31 protein-coding genes are annotated in these 22,693 nt (G+C 46.4%); 2 read left to right on the forward strand and 29 right to left on the reverse strand.

Annotated features, from left to right (window positions below; genetic code table 11):
- Positions 1-171 precede the first annotated feature (171 nt).
- Positions 172-447: a YolD-like family protein gene (locus tag ACQ76X_RS32930; protein ID WP_438497993.1), complete on the reverse strand. Its 276-nt coding sequence runs from the start codon at positions 445-447 to the stop codon at positions 172-174.
- A 73-nt stretch (positions 448-520) separates the two neighbouring features.
- Positions 521-718: a hypothetical protein gene (locus tag ACQ76X_RS32935; RefSeq protein ID WP_438497994.1), complete on the reverse strand. Its 198-nt coding sequence runs from the start codon at positions 716-718 to the stop codon at positions 521-523.
- 471 nt (positions 719-1,189) lie between these two features.
- Between ACQ76X_RS32935 and ACQ76X_RS32940 the strand changes: the two genes are divergently transcribed.
- Positions 1,190-1,393, forward strand: a complete 204-nt coding sequence (locus ACQ76X_RS32940; protein ID WP_438497995.1) for a hypothetical protein — start codon at positions 1,190-1,192, stop codon at positions 1,391-1,393.
- A gap of 73 nt (positions 1,394-1,466) precedes the next feature.
- Here the strand turns inward: ACQ76X_RS32940 and ACQ76X_RS32945 are convergent, their stop codons facing one another.
- From ACQ76X_RS32945 to ACQ76X_RS32975, 7 genes are all read right to left on the reverse strand, one after another.
- The gene (locus ACQ76X_RS32945; protein ID WP_438497996.1) at positions 1,467-1,799 is read right to left on the reverse strand and encodes a YolD-like family protein; all 333 of its coding nucleotides are present in this window, start codon (positions 1,797-1,799) and stop codon (positions 1,467-1,469) included.
- Between the two features lie 14 nt (positions 1,800-1,813).
- Positions 1,814-2,122 (reverse strand): hypothetical protein, encoded by a 309-nt coding sequence (locus ACQ76X_RS32950; RefSeq protein WP_438497997.1) that lies wholly within the window; start codon positions 2,120-2,122, stop codon positions 1,814-1,816.
- The gene (locus ACQ76X_RS32955) at positions 2,115-2,333 is read right to left on the reverse strand and encodes a MarR family transcriptional regulator (RefSeq protein ID WP_438497998.1); all 219 of its coding nucleotides are present in this window, start codon (positions 2,331-2,333) and stop codon (positions 2,115-2,117) included. Before ACQ76X_RS32955 ends, ACQ76X_RS32950 begins: the two co-directional genes overlap by 8 nt.
- Positions 2,330-2,530 (reverse strand): hypothetical protein, encoded by a 201-nt coding sequence (locus tag ACQ76X_RS32960; protein WP_438498000.1) that lies wholly within the window; start codon positions 2,528-2,530, stop codon positions 2,330-2,332. Before ACQ76X_RS32960 ends, ACQ76X_RS32955 begins: the two co-directional genes overlap by 4 nt.
- 149 nt (positions 2,531-2,679) lie before the next feature.
- Entirely contained in the window at positions 2,680-2,958 is a 279-nt protein-coding gene (locus tag ACQ76X_RS32965) for a holin (protein WP_438498002.1), read from the reverse strand.
- A gap of 1 nt (position 2,959) precedes the next feature.
- Positions 2,960-3,817, reverse strand: coding sequence for a M15 family metallopeptidase (locus tag ACQ76X_RS32970; RefSeq protein WP_438498003.1), 858 nt, complete (start codon positions 3,815-3,817; stop codon positions 2,960-2,962).
- Complete coding sequence (locus ACQ76X_RS32975; protein WP_438498004.1) at positions 3,817-4,221, reverse strand: hypothetical protein; 405 nt, start codon at positions 4,219-4,221, stop codon at positions 3,817-3,819. Before ACQ76X_RS32975 ends, ACQ76X_RS32970 begins: the two co-directional genes overlap by 1 nt.
- Positions 4,222-4,657: 436 nt before the next feature.
- On the opposite strand from ACQ76X_RS32975, the gene ACQ76X_RS32980 reads away from it, so the two are divergent.
- Positions 4,658-5,854 (forward strand): acyltransferase family protein, encoded by a 1,197-nt coding sequence (locus ACQ76X_RS32980; protein WP_438498006.1) that lies wholly within the window; start codon positions 4,658-4,660, stop codon positions 5,852-5,854.
- 39 nt (positions 5,855-5,893) lie between these two features.
- Here ACQ76X_RS32980 and ACQ76X_RS32985 read toward each other — a convergent pair whose 3' ends face one another.
- From ACQ76X_RS32985 to ACQ76X_RS33080, 20 genes are all read right to left on the reverse strand, one after another.
- Positions 5,894-7,612 (reverse strand): hypothetical protein, encoded by a 1,719-nt coding sequence (locus ACQ76X_RS32985; RefSeq protein ID WP_438498007.1) that lies wholly within the window; start codon positions 7,610-7,612, stop codon positions 5,894-5,896.
- Positions 7,566-7,796: a hypothetical protein gene (locus tag ACQ76X_RS32990; protein WP_438498008.1), complete on the reverse strand. Its 231-nt coding sequence runs from the start codon at positions 7,794-7,796 to the stop codon at positions 7,566-7,568. Before ACQ76X_RS32990 ends, ACQ76X_RS32985 begins: the two co-directional genes overlap by 47 nt.
- A gap of 102 nt (positions 7,797-7,898) precedes the next feature.
- On the reverse strand, positions 7,899-8,213 hold the full coding sequence (locus ACQ76X_RS32995) for a hypothetical protein (RefSeq protein WP_438498009.1): 315 nt from the start codon (positions 8,211-8,213) through the stop codon (positions 7,899-7,901).
- A gap of 71 nt (positions 8,214-8,284) precedes the next feature.
- Positions 8,285-9,013, reverse strand: coding sequence for a hypothetical protein (locus ACQ76X_RS33000; protein ID WP_438498010.1), 729 nt, complete (start codon positions 9,011-9,013; stop codon positions 8,285-8,287).
- A gap of 67 nt (positions 9,014-9,080) precedes the next feature.
- Complete coding sequence (locus ACQ76X_RS33005; protein WP_438498011.1) at positions 9,081-9,602, reverse strand: hypothetical protein; 522 nt, start codon at positions 9,600-9,602, stop codon at positions 9,081-9,083.
- 47 nt (positions 9,603-9,649) lie between these two features.
- On the reverse strand, positions 9,650-11,662 hold the full coding sequence (locus ACQ76X_RS33010; RefSeq protein WP_438498012.1) for a hypothetical protein: 2,013 nt from the start codon (positions 11,660-11,662) through the stop codon (positions 9,650-9,652).
- Between the two features lie 4 nt (positions 11,663-11,666).
- Positions 11,667-12,029 carry a DUF6711 family protein gene (locus tag ACQ76X_RS33015; protein ID WP_438498013.1) on the reverse strand — a complete coding sequence of 121 codons (363 nt, stop codon included), beginning with the start codon at positions 12,027-12,029 and terminating at the stop codon, positions 11,667-11,669.
- A gap of 15 nt (positions 12,030-12,044) precedes the next feature.
- Positions 12,045-14,750 (reverse strand): phage tail protein, encoded by a 2,706-nt coding sequence (locus ACQ76X_RS33020; RefSeq protein ID WP_438498014.1) that lies wholly within the window; start codon positions 14,748-14,750, stop codon positions 12,045-12,047.
- 282 nt (positions 14,751-15,032) lie between these two features.
- Positions 15,033-15,410: a hypothetical protein gene (locus ACQ76X_RS33025; protein ID WP_438498015.1), complete on the reverse strand. Its 378-nt coding sequence runs from the start codon at positions 15,408-15,410 to the stop codon at positions 15,033-15,035.
- 66 nt (positions 15,411-15,476) lie between these two features.
- Positions 15,477-15,881 carry a phage tail tube protein gene (locus ACQ76X_RS33030; RefSeq protein WP_438498016.1) on the reverse strand — a complete coding sequence of 135 codons (405 nt, stop codon included), beginning with the start codon at positions 15,879-15,881 and terminating at the stop codon, positions 15,477-15,479.
- Between the two features lie 12 nt (positions 15,882-15,893).
- Positions 15,894-16,271: a DUF3168 domain-containing protein gene (locus tag ACQ76X_RS33035; protein WP_438498017.1), complete on the reverse strand. Its 378-nt coding sequence runs from the start codon at positions 16,269-16,271 to the stop codon at positions 15,894-15,896.
- Positions 16,272-16,275: 4 nt separating this feature from the next.
- Complete coding sequence (locus ACQ76X_RS33040; RefSeq protein ID WP_438498018.1) at positions 16,276-16,725, reverse strand: HK97 gp10 family phage protein; 450 nt, start codon at positions 16,723-16,725, stop codon at positions 16,276-16,278.
- Position 16,726: 1 nt separating this feature from the next.
- The gene (locus tag ACQ76X_RS33045; RefSeq protein WP_438498019.1) at positions 16,727-17,035 is read right to left on the reverse strand and encodes a hypothetical protein; all 309 of its coding nucleotides are present in this window, start codon (positions 17,033-17,035) and stop codon (positions 16,727-16,729) included.
- Entirely contained in the window at positions 17,032-17,295 is a 264-nt protein-coding gene (locus ACQ76X_RS33050) for a phage head-tail connector protein (protein WP_438498020.1), read from the reverse strand. The genes ACQ76X_RS33045 and ACQ76X_RS33050 overlap by 4 nt, the downstream gene beginning before the upstream one ends.
- On the reverse strand, positions 17,288-17,488 hold the full coding sequence (locus tag ACQ76X_RS33055) for a hypothetical protein (protein ID WP_438498021.1): 201 nt from the start codon (positions 17,486-17,488) through the stop codon (positions 17,288-17,290). Before ACQ76X_RS33055 ends, ACQ76X_RS33050 begins: the two co-directional genes overlap by 8 nt.
- A gap of 14 nt (positions 17,489-17,502) precedes the next feature.
- The gene (locus ACQ76X_RS33060) at positions 17,503-18,699 is read right to left on the reverse strand and encodes a phage major capsid protein (protein ID WP_438498023.1); all 1,197 of its coding nucleotides are present in this window, start codon (positions 18,697-18,699) and stop codon (positions 17,503-17,505) included.
- Between the two features lie 19 nt (positions 18,700-18,718).
- Positions 18,719-19,297 (reverse strand): HK97 family phage prohead protease, encoded by a 579-nt coding sequence (locus ACQ76X_RS33065; protein WP_438498024.1) that lies wholly within the window; start codon positions 19,295-19,297, stop codon positions 18,719-18,721.
- The gene (locus tag ACQ76X_RS33070; RefSeq protein ID WP_438498026.1) at positions 19,294-20,523 is read right to left on the reverse strand and encodes a phage portal protein; all 1,230 of its coding nucleotides are present in this window, start codon (positions 20,521-20,523) and stop codon (positions 19,294-19,296) included. The genes ACQ76X_RS33065 and ACQ76X_RS33070 overlap by 4 nt, the downstream gene beginning before the upstream one ends.
- Before the next feature lie 19 nt (positions 20,524-20,542).
- Positions 20,543-22,225 carry a terminase large subunit gene (locus tag ACQ76X_RS33075; RefSeq protein ID WP_438498027.1) on the reverse strand — a complete coding sequence of 561 codons (1,683 nt, stop codon included), beginning with the start codon at positions 22,223-22,225 and terminating at the stop codon, positions 20,543-20,545.
- 14 nt (positions 22,226-22,239) lie between these two features.
- Entirely contained in the window at positions 22,240-22,611 is a 372-nt protein-coding gene (locus tag ACQ76X_RS33080) for a P27 family phage terminase small subunit (RefSeq protein WP_438498028.1), read from the reverse strand.
- Between the last annotated feature and the right edge of the window lie 82 nt (positions 22,612-22,693).

The following is a 22,693-nucleotide window of genomic DNA, read 5'->3' on the forward strand; positions in this document are numbered from 1 at the left end:
CATGATCACCCGCATCATGACTACGGTATCCAGATATTACATTGTTTATTTTTATCGCATAATGGCGCGGTTTTATATTCAAGATAGTACATTACTTACACCGAAAAATGTATCTGATTTTTAATTATTGTGGGAAGGATGTGGGAAATCCCACAAAGGAGAAACCCGGGATTAATCCCCCGGGTCGTCCACTTTCAAGATATCCTTAAAAGGTATTTTCATGGTGTTGTCATATCCCTTTCGGATATGTATGCATTGCGTCTGGCCATCCAGTTCCATGACTTCACCTTTAATTGGTTCTTGCCTCCATGCGAATAATATAACAGTCTTTTTATTATCGCAAGCTTCTCGTAATTTCTCTGCAATTTCTGCCTGAGTGAAATCATCCAACTTTGGGCGGATGTCATTGATCTTCTTGCTTTTAGACGGCTTAGGAACTGCTGTCATACGCATCACCCTTTCTTGTAGTATATTTGGATTATACACAAACATACGTTCCCATTTCAATACCTTAATACAGTTAATTATTGGATTTTGCTAGAAAGGATTCTTGTAGATTACTTTCGAATTCAATGAATTCACCAACAATTACTCTTAGTTCTTCTTTAAATATTTTTTGGTTAGGTAAATTTTCCTGTTCGAGACGCCAGAGGAGATACATTAAGTCCGATTTCATTTTCGCGGCATAAGACAAGTCGTTCAGATCAATTTCTCTCATTAATTCACCTCATGATGGTTGTGTGATATAATTCGCTCGAATAGCAACCTAACTGAGAGGAGCACTGACAGCTTGCGCGTAACTCGCGGAAGATGTCTACTCCAGGACTTGATCGACAGTAAAGGCTGGACTCAAGCAGAGTATGCCAAACGATCCGGTCGGCCCAAACGTATCATCTCCCATTTTTGCAATAATGAGAGAATAATGAAACCGGAAGACGAATATGCTGCATCTCTCATATTCAACTGTAGGATGGAAGATTTACACGAATGGATTGTCGTGCGTGACGACAAGGAGTAGGCTGTGCGGAAATCCGCACTTCCCTACTTCGAACGGGAGCATTTTGCTCTCGAATTCATTTTAAACTGTTGCTGGAATATTTTGTGTCACTAAATGTCGAAACTTGTTTCGGTAATTAAATACAAAGTTTTACAGTCAGGACCAAATTCATTTAACAAGGGGTGACTGCGTTTGGATCAACAAGCCGCTATAGAGAAACTAGCGAAGGAAATGATGGAGCGATATCTGGATAAAAGTGACGGGAGATTTCGCCGGGCCGCAGCGCTCGGGAAAATAGAATCTATTACCGAAAGCGACCGGACGCCATTCGCGAAGGTGAGGGATATAAAGATTGTACTGGCAGCATTGAATAGCGCAGATAGCACTGCCGAATAAAATCATAATGTTATTGACCGTATCTGCTGCTTAACAAAAACCCCCAGGGATATCCGATATCCCTGGGGGTTTGCTATGTAATCACACCAATAAGATCATCTATTTTGACCCAATCGTAATCATCTTCAAGCTGCAGCTTGATCCGTCTAAGTTGCCTATCTACCTTAAGCACCATACCACGAAGTTTAATGTCTTGCTCCAGGTTAAAGAGATTTACGGTGATCTGCTGTCGCTGCTGCATGGAGTATATAAGTGCCTGGTCAATCAGTTCCCATTCTTGTGCGTCCAGCACCGGCATTTTCCGATCCCGCCAACCTTGCTCCTGCTCATCATTAATAATCCGGCGTTTGTGCTCCGGGAGCATCATCCGACTACAATCAAATATACTGTTCAGCTTATCTGCCATATCGCCCTACCTCCTCAGTAATATTGCCAATAATCTGTATTGCCTGCTGCAGGTGTTTGCTGTGGCTTCCTCGGTCCAGTCAGTTCCTCTTCATCATATCGTGTATCTCTTTCCCATCCCTCGATAATAACGGCCGTCTCCACGGGCAGGGAGTGGTTCCATTCAATGTAATTATGCTCAACCAATTGCTGCATACCTGTTTTGATTGGCCCTGGTAGTCGTCCACTTAATCGCTCCAACTCCGGCAGTGTTGGCATCCTCCGGAAGTGTCCACTAAAGTGATACATAATCCTCAACAGCTTACGTGGTGTATCATCAAGCATGTTTTATCACCCGCAATGTTCGTGACGCATGTCCCTGACGCTCGATATACCCCTTTGCTTGCAATTGATTAAGCAGGCTTTGGGTGGTCGAACTGGATGTCAGACCGACTTCCTTCATGATCTCCCGGACGGTCGGTGGATACCCGCGCTCACCTGATAGTTTTACGATTGCCTGCAGCGTCGCCCGCTGTCGTTGGGTTAAATAATTCATGAAGCTGTCACTCCTTTCTTCGTCGGCTGCCAAGCTAATATATTCGATTCGCGAAAGGCCCGCGGTGCACCGGAACCAATATCAGTCGCCCGGATTAGTCCGTCCCGCACCCCATGCACTTCAATATTCCGTTGAGTTATCTTTCCCGAGCGATCCAGATATACGATCTCGATGATTTTACCAGCCTCAATCTTCATAGGATCATCCTCCAATATAGGAACGTTTGTTTGTATTATAACCAAACATATGTTCTTAAATCAACAAGAAAAAAGCCCCTGCGCTGGCAGAGGCTTACCGGTGCTTCCGGATTTGGTAAATTTATAATATCAGTTCGAGCTACACTTGTCTATTCCTTCGTTGTCCCGTCCCGCTTGCTGAACGCCAGTTCAAACAGCCCCGTTGCTGACAGCCCAGCCAGCGCCCCGGACCAGAGCCGCAGCGCCATGGGAAGGTCAGTGAACGGATAGGCTACCAAACCAATCAGCAGGCCTACCAGCAAGCCTACGACAGGAACCATATTCTTTGGAATGTTGACGGCGTTCTTGACGAACTGCACGGCGGCCAACACAAATACGGCCAACACCGAAGCGAAGGCCAGAACATCTGTTAAATTTTGATTATTCATCTTATTTATCCCCCTCATGAATCGTAGTTAATAAGCCTGCTCGATCGAGCACCGTCAGGATCCGGTAGAAATCCTGGCTTCCGCCTTCAGGTGTATCGATCAAACCAGCGTTGACGGCAGCTTTTACGGCAGGCTGAGCCCATTCAGGGGCCTTGATCGATGCCCTGTCTTCCAGCTTGCTCACTCGCTCAGTTACTTTACTCTTGGACAGCCCAGATACCACGGCAGCCAACTCCTTAACCTCTGACCGTAATGCGGCCAATTCCTGCTTCTCTGCTTGGGACAATTCTTCCGCCTCCTCTTGTAATTTATCGATCACCGCATAAGCTGCAGCAATCTGAGCCTTTGATGGCTCCCGGCCAATACGCAGCTGTGTTGTAGACAGACCAAAGACCATTTGCAGATGTGGCATATCTTTAAACGTCCGCCAGTCGCCACCCCACTCAAACCCGAGCTTCTTGGCCTCCTCAACCACCTCAGACCAGTCCGGCAGGCTGTCCTTGTCACCATCCCGCAGGGTATCCCAGGATACTGAACGTCCATCAGGCAGGAGCAATGCAAAGTCAATCGCCCAGCCGAAATTATGATTACTGTAGCCGCCGCGGGCTTTCGTGACAACTTGCTCATTTGGCTGCGCGGCCACATAAGACAAACCGACTGCAGCAAGCTGCTGCGATGTCCGTCCTTTTGCGTATAGTCCATCCTGCTCGGCATACGTCCTAAGCCCCTGGGTAATGACAACATTGACACCACGAGCATAGCAGCGCTCAATGAGCGCCACCGTAGCCGCTTCAATGACCTGCTGCAGCCCAACAATCCGAGCTTTCGATTTAAGCTTCACCTGATCTAAAGTAAGCATTACAGGCCTCCTTTGAATAAGAACGCGATAATGGCGAAAACTGTACCGCCAAGCACATATTTCAGCAGATCGATGTACACCTTCCGCTCTGCTGAACTGTCTGTCTGGGAGCGTTCGTAAATCTTAAACATACGCTCATCCAGGATGTCCCAGCGGCGCATGATCTCGTTGAATTGCACCTTCATCTCCGCAGTAGACTCCTTGATCTGCCGGACGTCATCCTCCTGCCTCGACTGCCTCTCCTTGAGCAGCTTCAGCTCCACAACAAACGTAACGTGTTCGGCCCCGAAGCGCATCAGTTCATCAGACATACCGCTCAGCCGGCTCTCTACGTCCTCCATGCGGTTCTCCAAGTTGTTTACACCTCCAGTCCCTCCTTGTTGTCCTGCTCCCCCGTCTGGCATTGTGACCGCTCCCCCTTCTCTCTATGTGGTAAATGAAAATAGCCTCCGGATCTGCGGAGGCAAAACAAAAACACGCCCTATTAGAGCGTGTCGTCTATGGATATTTAATTTCTACATGCCGAAGCCTCACCTCCCTTGTTGCACAGTATGGTCCAAAAACGAATTTTCGAATTCTTACAAATTTCGACACGTAGGAACAATCTTCCAATGTATAATGGAGATTACAATAAGAAAGATAGGAGGATTGCTGTGCCTAATTACTACTTCAAGGAAATTTGGACCCCCTTAGCATTAATCGGAATTAAGTTCTTCAAGGACGACGAAAATCGAACATGGATTAAAGTCTGGACAAAGCAAAGACGATTGTTAAATAACAAGGTCTAATGTGGATCTTGTTATTTCTATTTATATAAATAAAACAGAGTAGGAGATTGAAATGTCAAACACAAAATTTATTAACGGCACTAGGTTTTTACTTGCGCTATGGGTTTTATTGGCGCACTATTACATGGCAGTAGGTGGGTTAGCATTTTTTGAGATTCCCGTTTTAAGCAAAATTATTCTTCAACCCGATACTGCCGTAGATGGATTCATGATCATTACTGGTTTTTTGATGTGCTATAGCTACTATTCAAGAGAAAGTATCGAACCCTTTGACTCACGAAGTACGCCTATAAAATTTATTACTCGCCGCATCTTCCGTCTTTATCCGGTATACTTTATCTCTATTGTAGTAGCATACATATTAGCAGACAGTACATATAACAATGGACTGAAGATAATGGACTACTTTACTGGACAAACGGTGCTTCCGTGGGGTACAGCAGACGTAATCAATAACGGATCGGTTTACAGCCTGTTATCGCATTTATTTTTCCTCCATGGGTTCATCCCTGCACATGCGATTGACATCTTGGGCCCGGCCTGGAGTTTAGCATTGGAGATGCAGTTTTATGTTGTGTTTCCGTTACTTTTCTTCCTCTGCTTTAGAAAACCTAAGTTCAGATTAATACCGCTCATCATCTTGGCTATAATCGCATCACTTACTATCAAATATCTTAATACTGAGTACCTGCACTTTCCGCAGAAGACAATTCTTTTCTTCAAGTTCCCTCTTTTTATACTCGGGATGGTGGTGGCAGCTGTTCTCTTAAAGAAGATGAATTACAAGTATTTAATTATTGCAACGATAATCATAATTCCGTTTCAAAGCCTACTTAGCAAAGCATTTATTGTATTCTTCCTGCTTATGGTATTTACAGATAACCTACAGAAAGTTAACTCCCTCTTGTATCGGTTCATCAATTTTTTCAATAAGATGCTATCGAGTAAGGTCGCTGTCTTCGGGAGTGATATTTCATACTCTCTCTATCTAACACATATGATAAGCTTGCACCTTATTCTTGCAGCATTTGTTAAGCATTCTGCTGTTTTTGGAGATAACAGAAACCTGATTTTCGCTTTAGGTTTGCTGACATTGCTTGTATTCAGCTTTGCGCTTTCCTGGGTGCTATATCTCTTTGTTGAGAAGCCATTTATACTGCTAGGGAAGAAATTCATAGCACGATTCAGTAATAAGGGATTTAATCTCGTTAATAAAAACAGTAATCAAAAAGTAACTCCCGAATCCTAATTAAGAAGCCTGCAGTTGTCATTCTGCAGGCTTTATCTTTTAGGACAGTTTCTCCACCAACAAAGACACGCCTCTAATCCGGCTATCAGACGGAGTGACCTGTCCTGCTCCTACTTCATATTGAGCAGATAACTGCAGTTGCAGGCTATCCTGAACCGTTAAAATGTAAGGTAATGAGAAGTAACGGGATTCATAAGCGCTCGCTCCGTTCTGGAGATAGATTTCCTTCAGTACTTCCCCCGTTTTCACATTCGAAATTCTGATCCTTATGGAGTGCCACTGGGCAGTTGCGCTGAGGTTGAGTAACGCCCCGTCATACGTGACCTTAAATACCCCGCCCCTCACAAATGCTTTTGTTCGCTCGATCGGCTGCATGATACTCGACAGATGAACATCCGGCGCATCCGCATAGGTACTGTTCCAAGAAGCAGACATATTTGGGCGCAACTCTACAATTCTCTCGTGTCCATATTCACCCGTATTAACAAATAGATACCAGTCGTCTCCGTCTTGTAGAAAGGCCGGGGCATAAGCATTGTTAAAGAACGGGCAGCCCAACGGGACCTGCTCGAAATATGGCGGACGCACCAAGCACTGCCAGAGTGTGGGTTTTGCTGAAAGCGATCCAACAGGCGACACCCATACGCTTGCTCCGTCGTCTGCATCCGGCTCCGCCGATCCTCCCCACTTATCTCCAGCTCCGGCGACAGACCACAGCCGCCCCCATTTGTCCCGCATGACGTAATAGATCCGGTGCCAGTTTAGAGACGAGTCAATATCGGTCGGCACCATCCAAAATCCCGCCTCAATCGTCCATGGTCCGCTTGGAGACAAAGCGGTTGCGTGTCGGATGCCGCTTGCGCTGCCGTTGTATGTGGCGTACCATGCGTGCCATGTGCCGGTTGTATCATCTTTGTCCACGCACAGGTTCGCAACGAATACCTGATCGCCGTGTTGTCCAGCTGCCGATAAGGTAGCTATTAAAGTAGGATCATGATCAATTCCGTCATTAAACTTATATATGCTACCAGCACTGCCCACGTACCAAAAACCGTCAATATGAACAAAGTGATTGACGCGTCCGCCAATATTCACAACAGACGGAGCCCCGAAATCAGTAGCGCGGCAGCCCACAAAAGGTACATGCGAGCGCACTATGCCGATATAGGAGTTGAAATAGAACGCCCACAGTTTCCCCGTCGGCCCTTCTCGATCATCAGCGAATGCAATATCTCCGGTTAGTGAATACCCCTCCTCACCGGGAAAATCAGCGATAATCTGACTGTATCCGTAATACTGGATGGGCGATCGCTGCGTCTCCTTATCCGCCTTGGTGTCGAGCAGCTGAGTGGTATCCGCCAACTGCGTACTAAACGTCTGCTGCATATCCCGCACCATATCGCCTGCAACGGTGATCGGCCGGCTGGGCGTGTAGCTAGGATCAGACGTCTTAATATCAGTCAATTCTGGGTCCTTTTCCTCGCTTCCGCCGACGATGATTGTATCGAGTCGGTCGTCTACAAAATCGACAGCTTCTTGAATGTTGGCAGCTCCAGCCACTGCACCGCTATACGTGATGTGCACCGCTGTGTGGGCAGCTGTCGAATCCTTATGAGCCGTAACCTGAGACTGAATGCCTTCAGACACAGCAGCTGCAGCATCCATCTCAGCTTCTACATTATCAAAACCAGATTCTATCCGATCATAAGTCTCACTGATCGGCTCCTGCCCTGGAAGGTCCATGAACCGGTTTGGCATCTTTATCAGCTCCTTTCTTTAAGACCGACCATCTGTTTTCAAGTGACTCCATAAGACCCTTTATGATAGCCTCTTCGGCTACTGCAGGGTGGTAAGAGACAACTGCCGAGATAACGGTACAGATCTCGGGCACCGGATTTCGGGGGTCAAGCTCTATTTGTAATGTGGGCTTAATAGTGGCCAAGTGGAAAACCTCCTTATTTCGAACATTTGTTTCAAGGAAAAAACATTAATTAGATTTTTAAAGGCGTGTTTCCGGTACTCCGCTGTACCTCATCGATAGCTTTTATGACTGCTCGGCACATCCTTTAATTGATACTTCGGTGCCGAAATAACACTTAGGGTAAATGTTAAATCCTTCAATCGGAATTATCTTTTCATTGTCACCATGCCCCACTATAGCCAATGTATCTCCTGAAACAATGCCTCCTTGTACATAAGTCGACTGCTTAGGTTTTATCTGTACATCATCAATTGATAGCCGTATCGTTACTTCAGTTCCACCATTAGGACCTTCAGCCGTCAACTCATATCCGTTAACACCCTTAACTTCGAAACCATCCAGGAAAATTTTCCGTCCCTCGATCCTCAGATTATGCATTTCATTTCCTCCGTTTTCTCCAACATAAAAAGCCCCGCCAAGTTTGGCGAGACTCTGTATGTGAGAGTATGTTATTTTGTCTTGAACCAAACCCCGCCAGTTCCATCATAATTTCGAGAAAAAGCAATTAGCGGAGAAGCATCACTCGTTTTCACTTTGTATCCAACCCAGCCTTCATGAGAAGATCCAGCATATACATTTGTACTTATTGACGGTTCTGGCGAAAGAACGATATCAGCACCGTATTCCGTTCCTGATGTCGATATGAGCTTATAATCAAATTGGTTTAAGTCGGCTGTGGCTCCCGTTTTCTCCACTTTCAATACGTTCACTTTAATTTTAACAAACAAGTATTCGTATCCAGATTCCGGTTCACTTGCAAAGTCTTTATATTGCTCTTTTGCTGTTTCCCAAGCTTCTGCACCTCTAATAACTTGTGTGACAGATACAGTGCCGGAATACCCGCCATTTTTGTTTTTAAAATTAACAGTAGTTCCTATAGCGGTAGGATTTGCGCGGCTAGAAACTGAGGCACTGTTAGAAGATGAAGTGGATGGACTTCCAATAGTAACCTTTTTATTCTTTATTGTGACTTCTGTTCCAGTGGCTTTTGCAAATGCTTGTATCGGGGCGTATATGGATCCATTAATCACAGCACCATCAGCAATTTTAACTCCGCCTTTTTCTATCGTTACCACGCTCTGAACTTTCTGGCCCAAAAGTCCCGTTGCTGCAAAGACTGTCACACCGCTAAAAAGAACAGCGCCAGAAACAAAACCTATAACAAATTTCTTCATCATAAATCCCCCCAATGGTAGTTTTATCCTATACTACCATTGTCCTATATCAACGTAAATGAGAGATTTACTATTTTTGCAAGGCTGTAAGCTGACTCTGAAGATCTGCAAGTTCCGCTTCAAGTTTCTGCAACTGTGTATTCGCTTTTTCGAGAGCAGTTTGCCACATAGGTATAGATGATGATTTTGGGTTCTCACTGATCATTGATTCCCATGTATTAATATTAACTTCGTTGAAGACTTTGATTTGCTCTTTTTTCTTATCGATAGCAGACGTTAGATCCTCTTTGGTCACCACTTGCTCAGCAGGTTGAGTTACTTCGCTCGAATCAACAACATTGGAAGATGATTCTTGCACAATAATCGTTTTCCCCTTTACATCTAATTTCGCGCCTGTCGCTTCGGCTATGGCTCTGACAGGTGCATAGGTTGAACCATTGATAATTACTGCGTCAGCAATCTTTTTGCCGCTCTTTTCTACACTGAATAGCCCCTGAACCTTCTGGCCTACTAGGCTTACTGAGTCAGCAAACACAGATGCTCCAGAAAACAATAACAACCCAACTATTATCCCGGATACAAATTTCTTCATTTTTCGCTACCTCCGAATGGTATATTTCTCCTATCATACCATTACGGCTAGTTGGTTGTGAAGGTTCCGCCTGCACTGCCTGGAGGTATTGTTACGCTGTGATAGTGGAAGGAACTAGCTTTACCTGCCAACTCTGCCCGAATTGCATCCAGTTCTTCTTGGAGCGTTATACCTACACTATTTCTAATGACTGACCAAGACTGAAAATTGACGTATCCTGCCGCTGTAATATTTACGTTTTCGCCGATCAAGGTCAGATTTGAGTATGCTGATATTGCAAGTCCAACACCTGGTGAATTGTAAATCGTAGATTCATTCCCATTTGCGAGGAGTTGAATTTTGCTTACTCCATCAGCAAAAGCAGGAATCAATATTCCATTATGCTCGTCTGCGTACACCCCAAAGGCCACACTCGACGGATCAATCACCACTCGCGGCCAGAGCGTTTCGGTGGTCATATACTTGGCACCGATAACTTTACCACCATTGATATCAGTACCATTGATGATAGACGCATCTATGGTGCCTTTGAATCTCCCGTCAACAGCATCCATATGCCCCGCTACATCAACTTTGAAAGGTGCATCAGCATATGTCGAAGACCCAAGCCAGATGCCCCAGTCACTAGCCCGAAAAATGTTGTTTCCGCTGCCGATCTCAATCTCGCCGCCCAGCAGCTTACCGCTGAATATCCCGTCTACCGCCTCAAGGGTGCCGTTGAATTTGAATCTTTTACTCAGCAGATCGAACCAGAGTGCTTTCTCACCTCCAGCGTAGAAAGTGAGCTCGTCAGCATTAAGTACAACCTTAGCATCCCCGCCATCGACAGTCCCTACGATGCCCTCAGTCCGCGTAATCGTCGTTCCATAATAACGCTTGCCCTCTTTTACTGATGTCTTATCCAACTTGTTGACCGCTTCTGTAAGTGGACCAGGAACAACAAATTCGCTTTTCTGCTCAGCGACAGACGGCGCCTCTATCTTTAACTGTATTCCGCCCTTAAAACTCATGGTGGAATGGAAGATATAGGACTCATAGTGGACAATCCCTGTCCAAGGAAGGTCTGTATCTTCCCAGGCTGTGATTGTCTCCATCCATGAAGTACCCTCATAAAGCCCGATTCCTATCCTGTCGCCTACATCCAACTGCGGAAAGCCTCGGGAATCCATATTATAGGGTAAGTATGAAACGACGCTCAGGCAGGCATACAGTGCGTCTGTGATGGCCTGTGTTGCTAATGGATTTTCAATGTACAGGGTATGATTCTCATCGCCAGTACCAGCCTCATACACCAAATCGTCCTCTGTATCATAGGTGACCACTACACGGCTATACGTCTTTAATGGATTGGTCTGCTTGGCACGGATATAGTCAGAACGTGAATAGTCGAACACTGGTGATTCCGGAACAAACCGTTTCATCCGGAGGACACCATCCTTGCCCATAAACAGAGATCCACAGTTAACTCCAGCAATGTAAGCCAGCACCTGCCGCATTGAAAAGCCTGTTGGCGCCACTGAAGCAACATAAGACGGATTGATTACCACGCTGCTGTTGTAGGTATATCCGAGCCGGTCACAGATCTCGTCAAAAACTGCCTGCTGCGTTGTTGTGTAAGTCAGAGACGAGATATATGGCTGATCCGCAAACACAAGCTTGTCATAGCAGTTATATGTCCATACATCATTAACCTTTTCCCGGGAGTCCACATAAAACTCACCTAATGGCATCCACTCAGTAGAGCCGCCAGTCCAAGGGAAGTCATTATCTTCCCAAGATATATTTGCTTCCAGCCAGGTCATGCGGGCTAGTGACAGGGAAATATAAGGAATGATCCGGGCATTCGCCGGGATTTCCTCAGCAGTCCGCAGCCTAATCGTCAGCTTGGCCGGAATAGCCGTACCTATTTCAAACTCGCTGCCGCTGACAATGCTGCTTTCAATCTGGAAATCCACGATTTTTGAACTGTCGTATTCTTCATTGACAATGAGAGCCTTAATCAGAAATTCATGATCAAAGCCCTTTAGATAATCTGAAAATATCGTTGATATAGGGAACATAGCATCACTTCTCCGTAAGGGTTACTTTAAGTGAATCCCACCAAACCACCCCATTCTTTTCAATAGCCATCGGCGCTGGCCGATTTCCTACATAGACTGTCTTCGTAACATACTTTCCTTCCATCGGATCCGGATAAGTGAATTCGAAGTATACCCCGGACATCTGCTTGAGCAGTGCCGACATTTTATTCATAGGTATAGGAGGCCAACTGACTTGTATCTGCCGTTTGACTGCTACCCGGTCCCGATTTAGAACGCCATTGGCCGTCCGCGTTGTGGTTTCTGCGTCATCCAGATCAAGTACTTCGACCTGAAACTCTGACGGCGTTGCGGCAATGACAGCACCGTTAATTTTGATCTGAAGCACGATGGTTCCTCCTTTCTATGAACTGAATAATGACTTCCCTGTCCGCCGTAGAACGTCGTTAGCACCCGCCGCTACCACTCGGGCAATCTCTGTTGCGCCTACCTGCAGAACTGTATCGCCCCCGGATGACTTAACCGTCCTAATCAGCTCATTTATCGCCGTGACGACCTCACGGTTATCATTACTTCCAGAAATAATCCCTTCCAGAGTAGATAACGGCGCGACAACCTCCGGGTTTGACGCGGCGCCCCGGTTGTCACCAACCATAGCCAGCGTAGGTCCGTAAGCTAAACCGCCTTTTGCAAGCTTCGGTACCTCGGGGATGTTAACTCCAAATGACTTCCCGCCAAGGAACTCCGGCATATCCAACTGTATTTTGTTGAGCCCCTTAATCACTGAGTTGATTGCATCAATGATCAAGTTTAGAGGTAATTTAACAATACCGTACAATGAGTCAAACACACCTTTGAATATCTTCTTTACCCCTTCCCACGCTTTGCCCCAATCACCTGTAAAAACGCCAGTGATAAAGGTAAGAACTCCGATGAGGGAAGTTTTAAGACCAGTGATGATTGTCCCGATGGACCGAAATACCGTGTCAAATACATCCGAAAATACACCTCCGACATATTCAGCAACAGGTTTCAACACGTTTTTCCAGAGGAAGGTGATAACTGTGATCAGAGATTCGAAAACAACCTTTACTGTTCCAGCCAAGAATGAAGCAAGTGGCGTAAACACGTTTTTCCAGAGGAACGTTAAGACAGCAGACACAGCTTCTACCGCCGGTTTAAATAATTCAGACAGCGCCTTGCCCAATGGAACCAGGACGTTCTGCCAGAACGACTTCGCAATGTCAGCAACGACCTTAAAAGCAACTCCTAACACATCACCGAGCACTTTTGCCAAAGGGACAATAACTTCTTTCCAAAACCATAGTAGGAAGTTACCGAGAGGCTTTAGTACATCATTCCATAGGAACAGCGCTGCCGTTTTAACGGCGTTCCATGCTTTAGGCATGGCATCAGCCAGCCATGCAGCAAAAGGCTTCATAACGTTGTCCCATAGCCACATGGCGACATCAGCAACCACCTGCCAAGCCTTTGGCATGACATCTGCAAGCCAATTACCAAAAGGAACGAGTACACCATCCCACACAGCTGCCGCCGCAGAAGCAACGGCCTCCCAAGCTTTCGGCAAGACGTCCATGAGCCATTGTCCGAATGGAACCATGACATTTTGCCATAGCTCAACAACCACATCTTTTATCTGCTGTAGAATGGTCTGCACCGTGTTTCGGAATTGCTCATTCGTACGGTAAAAGTAAACGAACGCTCCGACTAAAGCACCAATTGCGGCTACAGCCAGCACAACCGGCCAAGATATGCCTGCTAAGACCGCCATTATCGCCTTTCCTGCTGTTTGGATGGAGGTAACGACACTTCCCCATCTAGTCGCCAGCCAGAAGCCAGCAAAAGCCGCAGCAAGCCCAGATAAGGCAGCGATGATAATATCCTTGTTATCCACAATTACCTTTTTCATTGTGGCGAATGCCTGTTTTACCTTGGCAGCCATTGCCTTCGCTTTATCAGATACATCAATCATACCGGCGCCCATGGACCCAAATGCTCCCGCTCCCGCATCTGCATTCATAGATCCAGGATCTATCAGAGAGTCCTCAGCTCCACCTGCCGCACTTGAATCGGAAGACTTATCACCAACTAGGTTTAGTTGATCAAAACCAGCTACTGACTTCTGAGCCTTCTTCCCGGCCTTTTTAGCAGCATCGCCTGCAGCAGTCGCTTTATCTGCTGCATCTCCATAAGCACTACCTATACTACTGACGGCATCCGCTTGAGCTGCGGCCATTTTGACTTGTCCATTTCCACCAAATAGCGCTGTTGTAAACTGGGCAACGAAATTCATCGCTGTTGCTAAGGCGGAAGCCAAACGGGTCAATGCCGGCAGGATGAAATTATAAATCGGCAAAAAGGCCTGCCCGAGAGCAAGCCTTGTGTTTTTGAGTTGTGCCACGAAAACCGCCTGCCGGTAGGCAGTGTTATCAGCGACTGTCGTCCCGTATTTGGTTGTTGCCTGCTCCAGTATCGCCATAAGTCGAATGGTTTGCTGAGTCTGAAAATCGATCTGATCCCAGCCGCGTCCATTAGCAAAAGCTTGGAATGCTTGGGTTGATTCCAGCAAAGCAACATTGACATTGATACCTAAATCCTCAATCGCCTCAGTGTTACCAAGCAAACCCGACCGGATACGTTCCATTGTGTCTTCCATCGTCCGGCCTGTCCCGGCTGCAACGATCGCGGAAGCCTTTAATAGATCCTGTGTGCGCTGGGTGGTCTCGGCGACCGTGGCGCTGAACCCGCTGATCAGATTGGAATATACCGCAGCATACTTGGTAATCTCCAGCGACGACATGCCCAGTGTCTTCTCGTTTTCCTTCGCCCACTTTTGGAAGGCACCGGCGCTGCTGCCCAAAGTTCGGTTGATTTGCATAATGGCTGCCTCAAATTGCATGGCATCCTTCACTGCGCCACCAATCGCAAATCCTGCTCCGATCCCAGCCAATAAAGCACCGATCCCCTTAACCGTTCGGGCCACACTGCTCTTAAATCCATTTAGGTCTCGCTGCGCCTGCCTGGTCGCACTTCGCAGGGCGGAAAAGTCAGCCCCTGCCCGAATCAGTAGGTTTTTAACAACTGCCATTCATTCACCCGCTTGTTCCGCCAAAAGCAGCGTTCAGATTATTAACCATAGCAAGCATCTGGTCCGGCGTCTGTTCCGGACGTCGCTTGGTCTTTTTCAATACATCCTTTAACGACGGCATGCGTTTGATCCTGTGCCAATAGGCATTTAGATAAGCGTTTATTAGCCGTTCCTCACTATCGGCTGCATTACGCTTGTTGTAAGCAGCAATGTGAAGATTAAGCTCATGTGGCGTCATCTCGTCGTAATCAGAAATACGAATGCCGATATCAATGGCGGAACTTAAGGATTCTTGCCAGTTCCATTTGCCGGCTGCCCCGCCGGCGCCTTCGGGTTTCCCTCCGGTACCTCAAATCCGCCAAACGCAATATTCAGCGCTTCGGTCAATTTTTCAGTGATATGGACATAATTCGGAGCATAGTCAAGTAAATCTTCCATCTGACTAAGCTCCAAGGTTTCTCCGTGTTTTGCCGCATCCGTTAACAAGCCGAAATAGATATATCTTTCGAGTTCCTCAAGATCAATATTTTCAATGTCAATGTCCTCAATCGTCGTTCCCGAATGTGCCAACATTTTTTTGACCGCTTTATGTCCGTATCTCAATTCCCGCGGACGGTCCAGTTCAATGATTACCACGTCGTTTTTATCTTCAGCACTCACAAATAATTCCTCCCACAGAAAATAGGCCGGATGATTACAACCGGCCATTTCGTATATTTTTAATGATTAAGGCGCTATGACTAGGTTTGGTTTTCCCGAGACTTTAATCGTAGATTCAAAACTTACTAGCTCCTCCAGCTCCGCGCCGGTACTGAATCCTGTTACAACACCGTTAAACTCCCAACTCGCCCCAAGCTCTGCAGGAAAAACTATTTTGAAGGCTTGCGTGCCTCCAGCTTCAAATGCAGTGTCCATAGCCACCTGTCCTGCGTCGTCCGGCTCTAAGTAACCCGACAACGACACTTCACCGCCATCTTTAAAACCACCAGTGAACGTCCGGTATCCTCCGTCACTATCGAGTGTCGTGGTGTCCAAGGTGTCTGCTGACTTTTCAATGCCGCCGATGGACGTCAACCCGCCTACCGGTACTGTACCGATTAGCAGTTTCGTACCTACTGCACGTTTTGCCAAATGGATCTCCTCCTAAAAATAAACTGAAAAATCAATAACGCCTCGATACAGCTTGGGCGCTTCCTCATAAAGTTCAACTGGTGGCTCATAGATCAACTCTTGAATATGAGGACCTGCTTCACCGATCTGCCTGCCCTCGAAACTCACAAGCACATCCACAGCAGCGCTAATATACGGCTTCAATTCTTCATACCGCTTGGCCACAATGTTCAGTTCAACCGGCACGCGGCGACTGCTCATGTAACCACCAAGCGATTTCGTTCTCTGCCCATCACTGGAGATATAGGCGATGTAAGGAACGGACTTCCCCGGAATAAATCCAGGAAACACCTTTCCCACAAATCCGGGAATCGTCTCCAGCTCAAAGGTCAGTGCTTCTTCAAAGTTCATTGCGTCACCTCGCGTTCAGTGCCTTGTCTACGGCTTTACTTCCCTCGTCCACCATTGCCTTAGATATGGTCCGTGCATGCTCCGTTAAACCGCGCCGCATATACCGATAACCAGGAATGTAGCCACCGTCTACAGTCATAAAACCGTACTCTTGAGATGCAGGATAATATGATCGTTTACCTGATTTGGACACCTTAGCAAAAATGTCATTCTTGGCCGGGTCCATCATGATGTCATAGACCTTCTTCCCAACCTTGACACGCCGCTCCGGCTTCATCACAAGGCCGCGCTTCAGCTCACCTGAATCCTCCGGTGCATTTGCCTTTGTCGCCTTAAATGCGATTTTCGCCCCTGCCCTGGCCGCCTTAGTAGCTACAGTCTGAGGAACCTTGCCGAGTCGCTGGAAAGATCGCTCCAACTCACGCATACCGATAATAGTTTCATTTCGAGCCATGCTATCCCTCCATCGGGTACCGGCTGCAAACCAGTTCCATGATTTCGCCGTTTTTGCTGAAACTACGGATGATGTAATAATCTACATCAGCATAGCGCAGCTTCGGCTCATCAGCATATTCCATTCCCCTGACTTCTAAGACCAGCTCAGGACGGAGACCCGCTGCGAAAGCTTGATAGAATTCAGATTGTCGTACCGATTTCTTGTTCGCAAACACAGTACGAGGAGGCCCATCTTCCGGAACCTCCTCGCCGTAGGTGTTTTTTTTCGGTATCACTGGAATCAAATCAACAACATCACGCCACATCATGGGGAATCACTCTCCCTGGGAGGCGTGTATTCAATTGAGAGAGTTAAGTGCATCTTAATCATGTCATAAGACTGTTGCAGCCGCTCTGCATCTGGGTTATCAAACCCAAAATTTGCTTTTGCATACACTGTAATGGCCCTACGGATGAGTGAATCCTCTTCATCTTCCACTTTTTCGACCGCAACGCCTGATAGCTGCAAATCACCTTTAGCCGCAGCAATCAGATCATTGACCTCTTCGTCGAAGGTTGTATTACTCAAGCTTATCCTCAGGGCCGTCTTTACGCTTACCAGCATCGTCATCTGTAACCACCCCATCGCCTTCTTGAGGTTCAATCAAGCCCTGCTCAACAAGCTCATCGATGCGTTCTTTCTTTCTTCCTTTAAAGACGTCACCTACTCGGTATCGCCTATTTTCCGATTCAGAATAAAATCCCAGGATAACTTTATACATTCGGTTTTACCTCCTTACGGTGTTGTCGCAGCCTTCTTAACAACAATGACTCCATTCGGATCAAGAATCTTACCATCGGCAATGAGGATGGCTTTATCTACCCATTGGTTCGTATCATGATCAAGCCAACGAAACATTTGCATCTGGAGATTACTGTTGATTGCGTAGTCGCTCAATTTGCAGAATATTGCGATAACATCACCTGTAGCAGCTGCGTCGAATGGTGCAATGACATCATCTTCTACCAAAATCACTTCACGACCGCTAAAACGTTCTTGCGGTCCATTTGTAATCCCGCTATCTACCCGCCCGATAGGTTGTCCGTTTTTATCAACCATGCCGTCGATATATGTCTCAAATGTGCCCGCTGCCATAATGAATGAACCACCCGCACGATAAGCCAAAGGGATCTTAGCAAACACTTCTTTTTTCCATGCAGCCCAGGTACCCGCTTCAGCTTCTGTAAGATCAACTTTATTCGCGGCAGGAATACGGGTATCCGTTAGAATGCCTGTTGGTTGTCCTGTTCCTGAACCTTTGATGATTGAAATATCAACTGCCTTTACCATTGCCTCAGCAATCAAATCAATAATTGTTGTCTCGAAACTATCCAATGTTACAGTTTCAGCAAGCAAAGAAATAGCCACTTTGCATTCAAGGCCAAAATAGCTAAAGGATACCTTCGTATTGGCTGTTACTTTCTGACGATCAGAAGATGTGCCCTCACCAATCCAGTTAGCTACTGGCTTAAGCGTAAGAATCGGAACTTCCACGCCACCTTTGATATTCAACTTACGGATCCGGGAGAAGAGTTGACCGTAGGAGGTCATCTTCTTAATCATCTCATCCAGAATAGTTGTTGGTACAACCGCTGCTGCTTCAGTTACAGTAGTTACTGCGTTAGCTCGTTCCTCTAGAACCTTTGACATTTTACCAGTCTTAGCAAAATCCATGAACGCACGACGGTATTCCAGTGTTTTTGTTACGTCCGCTTCCTCGGATCGTTCTTCTGGCTTTTCGGGATTTTCAAATGATCTAACCTCGGTAGTTGGTATTCCGCCTTTCAATGCCTCTCGCTTTTCAATCAGTAATTTCTCGGCATTCAGATCTCGAATTTCAGTTTCAAACGTTGTGATTTCCGCCTCTGTTGCAGTGTCGATAGCCGCACGAATTTCAGTTAAACGTGCTTGGATTTGTTGCAAACGATTCATCTAATTGTCCCCTCTCGATTTAACAAAGTGTTTTTAATGCAAGTTTTTTTCGGCGTAGCTTATCATCGCTATATGCCTTGTACGGGTCCTGTTGACTTCGGACAGCCACTTCGGTTTCTTCATAGGCGGGGAACCCCGTTGGACTGATTTCGAACAGTTCAGCTTCCTTTATTGTCCGGATAATATTGTCTGGGTCATTCTCGTCCCATTCCTCAACCTTTTGCCGAAAGCCGAAGCTCACACCGTCGACATCGCCACGTTTAATTGATTCATAGGCATTATCACCCATCGGACTGTTAGGCAGATCAATCTCAAAGCGCAAACCAATATCATCCTCGGTAAGCCGCAGCGTACCGTTCTTGGTTCGTCCAAGCACTTGGTTTGTGTCGTGACTCCACAGCGCCCTTTGATCAAAAGTGACCAGAGCATTAGAAAAGGCGCCTTTCGTGAATTGCTCACGGAAACGGCGCCAATATCCTAGCTTTTGAGATAATGCATTCCATTTAACTGCATATCCAGTAACTGTCCTCACTCCATCTTCTGATTCGCGGAGCTCAACTTTGTAGTCCGGCAGCTCCCGCTTCTCCATTACATTCACTTTTCCTCACCTCCCCCGCCGGCTGTCTTGGATTTAACTTTGCCTAGCTGATAATCATTAGCCATCTCTGCGTCGATAAAATTCAGGCTCATGATGCGCTTATCACCATTTTCAATCGGTGGTAGATTAAACACTTCTAGCCCTTGATTAATGCTCATCATGCCTCGATCGACAAGAGTTTCGATGATCTTGACCTTCGTATCATTACTGGCATATTGCAAACGATTGGATTCGAATAAAATCTCATTTCCATGTCCTTGAGCTCTTCCACTAAATGTTTTAGTTGTGAATTCCAAGGCCATCTGCAAACCAAACGGCTCGATCATCGATTCATAGTAAGCTCCCCAATCGCTTTCTGAATAATCTGATTTAACGATTTTCTCATTGGTTCCAAAGTAGCCATGCACCTTGCTCTCCATAGCCGACATTTGTCTGTCATCGATCATCTTCGGATCTGACTTGAGTTCCTGGTATTCTGCTTTGGAATCTGTCGCCGCAATACCGCCATTATTAGCAGCTGATAGATAATCTTCAGCAAACTTATCCGTTTGCTTCTTCATGTCTTCCGGCTTAAGCATCGCAGTGAACTTGAGAATTCCTCGGAGGAATGCGGACGTTTTTACGGCATTGGCGATACCCTGATTGGTAACAGAAATAAGGTTCAATATCGGAGTTAGAGCTTTCCGGTTGGATTCTCCGAACATGTCATTGTTAAAGTAGAACCTGCGCAAATGAATGATGTCTTCATAAGGAGCAAGGTACTCTTTGCCGTCATAAAAGCGAAACCTCACGACCATCTCCCCAGCAACATCCAACAGTTCTACACCAGAAGAGACCAAAGGATAATACCCTTCGACATCATTGCTCCCAGGCTTGCGTCGGATCCAGACAAATACATTGTTTGACATCAAGTATTGGGTAGCCAACCGGTAGTAGAAAATGTAGGCATTCATGAACTTGTTGGGTCGCACCTGGAGTAGCCATTCAATCTCGGAATTCGTATTCCGCACTTCACCGTTTACTCGCCGGATATGTTTCGCTTTGAGTTTGCCGACATTTCGGGCAAAAGCATCTACTGTGGCACGAACCGTATCGCTATCATAAGACTCACCGGAAAAATCATAGAAGTTCGGGGAGCTATTCAGCATTTGCATATATGTTTGTTGCTGCGGTGGCTGCCTGGACGTACCAAAGATCATCTTGAATAATGACCGTTTTTCTTTCAAATGCTCACCCCCTCTCCCATTAAATGAGTGACTTGTAATCGTTCAGGTTATTGAATAACACCGTATATGCAATAAGCAAAGAGACCGCGCCATCGATGCGCCGTCTCTGATTCTTGCCCTTAATTGGTCGGATATTTCCGTTCTCATCCGTCTTGACGCTAGTGTTGGTTAAGCACCATTTCAGGACTGGATTATTGTTATAGTTGATGCGCTTCGCACCAAGGTCTGCCCCCATCTCTTTCATTGGCTGGGATAGTGTCTGCGAACCTTGCCTTACAACAACCATGTCAAATCCATGATCAATCATCTCCTGAACCCAATACTGGCTGTTCCATGGGTCATAACCGCACCATATCGGACGAATTCCGTAATCATTGACCATTTCCAGATACCACGCAGTTACATCTGAGTAATTAACTTTGTTACCAGTACATAGCCGCAGCAAGCCTCTTTCAGCCCATATGTCATATGGAATCTTATCCTCTTTACTTCGGCTCTCCACAAGCTCTTCAGGCAGAAAATACATCTGCAGAGCATAAACGTTATCCGAACTTCCTTTCATCATCAGCAGCGTCGCACAGGTCAAGTCCGTTGTGCTAGATAAGTCAGCTCCACCGACAGCGTAGCAATCACGGATATCTTCCATGTCAAACGTATCCATGCAGTTGATATCCTCGAATGTCAGCCAGCTTTCAAAACTTGTCTCCCTTACATTAAAATCCTTGGTCAACAGATTTTTAACAAGCATCGCATTAGCTTTAGCTTTGTTGACTTTCGTTTCAAGCTGATCGACCTTCTTAATCGTACCAAGACCCGGATTCGCCTTGGGCCAAGCACCAGGCTCAGTCCATTCGTTGCGGTCATCCAATTCATAAATGATTGGCAGGAAACGCTCATCCTTATAACCGTCCGGATCTCCGAATCCATTCAGAACCATTTCAGCTTCATTGTACTTCAGATCATAGACCGCTTCCCGGACGGTGCCGGCCGTTGTGATCATAATCAGCAAGGGCTGCTCTCTCGCACTCGTACCATCCACAATGACGTCGTACAGGTTTTTATCCTTCCATGCGTGGATTTCGTCCAGCAATGCGCCATGAACGTTCAGACCGTCCAAAGTGTCAGAGTCAGACCCGAGTGGTTTAAACGTGCTGTCATTCCAGTCACAAACCAGCTCAGCGACTAAAGGCTTGATACGACGCAGCAGTGAAGGTGACTTTTTAACCATGCGCTTCGCTTCCATCCAAACCAGTTTCGCCTGGTCCTTCTTCGTAGCGACCGCATACACCTCAGAACCAGGCTCGCCGTCCGCCACTTGCAGGTAAAGACCAATCCCGGAAGCAATCGTGGATTTACCGTTTTTACGAGCAACGACTAAAAACACCTCGCGATACTTGCGGGTGCCGTCAATTTTATGGATAAATCCGAATATCGCAGCCAAAAAGGCATGTTGCCAGAGCTCCAGATCGATTGGCTTGCCGCCCCATTTGCCCTTGCTGTGTTTGCAATAGTTCTCAATGAACTCAATGGCATGGTTGGCATGTTTAGCGCTGAATTCATACTCGGAATTCTGGTCATAAACATCGGCAGCCAGCTTCTGGTATACACGCCGAACCTTATTGCTTACAACCTCTTCCCCTGATTCAATTCGCGCCCAATAGTCAAGTATTGGATTGTACGCTAGTGGGTACTGTTTTCGCAAAGCAGGCGCGGCGCTCATCGGTTATTCACGAATCCTTCAAAACCATCGTCCCCAGACTTAGGCGGCGCCTTCGGCCTCAGGTCCGTCAATTGCTTCATGATGGAAGCATGATTTTTTATCATCGTGTTATAAATTTCGACCTCTGGTGATTTTTTAGTCCCCCATTGGTTTTCGCCGTTCTGATACTCGCTCACGGCTCCGTTTGCATTGATCGTATCCTGCAGCTCATTAAGTTGAATAGTCATAAAAGCAGCGTTCTTAATGAGAGAATCAACGATCTTTTTCGTTTTCGGATCTACTCCGGTCAAAAGTCGTGTTAATCGCTTGATCTCTGCATCAATACGTTCAACCTTGGACCGCTCTGCGTTTGTCTCATTTTTCGCCATTCTCCTTCCCTCTCTCTCTCTGGGATACCACACCCCCTATAGGAACGACCTGTGCATTATTTGAATGGGGCACATCGGTCTT

The sequence above is a fragment of the Paenibacillus sp. IHBB 3054 genome (genome assembly GCF_051594305.1).
Classification (GTDB): Bacteria; Bacillota; Bacilli; order Paenibacillales; family Paenibacillaceae; genus Paenibacillus_AQ.

What these genes read in the sequence shown, in the direction of transcription:
- ACQ76X_RS32930 (WP_438497993.1), bottom strand. Translation starts at nt 447, where the DNA reads ATGACAGCAGTTCCTAAGCCGTCTAAAAGCAAGAAGATCAATGACATC.
- ACQ76X_RS32935 (WP_438497994.1), bottom strand. Translation starts at nt 718, where the DNA reads ATGAGAGAAATTGATCTGAACGACTTGTCTTATGCCGCGAAAATGAAA.
- ACQ76X_RS32945 (WP_438497996.1), bottom strand. Translation starts at nt 1,799, where the DNA reads ATGGCAGATAAGCTGAACAGTATATTTGATTGTAGTCGGATGATGCTC.
- ACQ76X_RS32950 (WP_438497997.1), bottom strand. Translation starts at nt 2,122, where the DNA reads ATGCTTGATGATACACCACGTAAGCTGTTGAGGATTATGTATCACTTT.
- ACQ76X_RS32955 (WP_438497998.1), bottom strand. Translation starts at nt 2,333, where the DNA reads ATGAATTATTTAACCCAACGACAGCGGGCGACGCTGCAGGCAATCGTA.
- ACQ76X_RS32960 (WP_438498000.1), bottom strand. Translation starts at nt 2,530, where the DNA reads ATGAAGATTGAGGCTGGTAAAATCATCGAGATCGTATATCTGGATCGC.
- ACQ76X_RS32965 (WP_438498002.1), bottom strand. Translation starts at nt 2,958, where the DNA reads ATGAATAATCAAAATTTAACAGATGTTCTGGCCTTCGCTTCGGTGTTG.
- ACQ76X_RS32970 (WP_438498003.1), bottom strand. Translation starts at nt 3,817, where the DNA reads ATGCTTACTTTAGATCAGGTGAAGCTTAAATCGAAAGCTCGGATTGTT.
- ACQ76X_RS32975 (WP_438498004.1), bottom strand. Translation starts at nt 4,221, where the DNA reads ATGCCAGACGGGGGAGCAGGACAACAAGGAGGGACTGGAGGTGTAAAC.
- ACQ76X_RS32980 (WP_438498006.1), top strand. Translation starts at nt 4,658, where the DNA reads ATGTCAAACACAAAATTTATTAACGGCACTAGGTTTTTACTTGCGCTA.
- ACQ76X_RS32985 (WP_438498007.1), bottom strand. Translation starts at nt 7,612, where the DNA reads ATGCCAAACCGGTTCATGGACCTTCCAGGGCAGGAGCCGATCAGTGAG.
- ACQ76X_RS32995 (WP_438498009.1), bottom strand. Translation starts at nt 8,213, where the DNA reads ATGCATAATCTGAGGATCGAGGGACGGAAAATTTTCCTGGATGGTTTC.
- ACQ76X_RS33000 (WP_438498010.1), bottom strand. Translation starts at nt 9,013, where the DNA reads ATGATGAAGAAATTTGTTATAGGTTTTGTTTCTGGCGCTGTTCTTTTT.
- ACQ76X_RS33005 (WP_438498011.1), bottom strand. Translation starts at nt 9,602, where the DNA reads ATGAAGAAATTTGTATCCGGGATAATAGTTGGGTTGTTATTGTTTTCT.
- ACQ76X_RS33010 (WP_438498012.1), bottom strand. Translation starts at nt 11,662, where the DNA reads ATGTTCCCTATATCAACGATATTTTCAGATTATCTAAAGGGCTTTGAT.
- ACQ76X_RS33020 (WP_438498014.1), bottom strand. Translation starts at nt 14,750, where the DNA reads ATGGCAGTTGTTAAAAACCTACTGATTCGGGCAGGGGCTGACTTTTCC.
- ACQ76X_RS33035 (WP_438498017.1), bottom strand. Translation starts at nt 16,271, where the DNA reads ATGAACTTTGAAGAAGCACTGACCTTTGAGCTGGAGACGATTCCCGGA.
- ACQ76X_RS33040 (WP_438498018.1), bottom strand. Translation starts at nt 16,725, where the DNA reads ATGGCTCGAAATGAAACTATTATCGGTATGCGTGAGTTGGAGCGATCT.
- ACQ76X_RS33045 (WP_438498019.1), bottom strand. Translation starts at nt 17,035, where the DNA reads ATGATGTGGCGTGATGTTGTTGATTTGATTCCAGTGATACCGAAAAAA.
- ACQ76X_RS33055 (WP_438498021.1), bottom strand. Translation starts at nt 17,488, where the DNA reads ATGTATAAAGTTATCCTGGGATTTTATTCTGAATCGGAAAATAGGCGA.
- ACQ76X_RS33060 (WP_438498023.1), bottom strand. Translation starts at nt 18,699, where the DNA reads ATGAATCGTTTGCAACAAATCCAAGCACGTTTAACTGAAATTCGTGCG.
- ACQ76X_RS33080 (WP_438498028.1), bottom strand. Translation starts at nt 22,611, where the DNA reads ATGGCGAAAAATGAGACAAACGCAGAGCGGTCCAAGGTTGAACGTATT.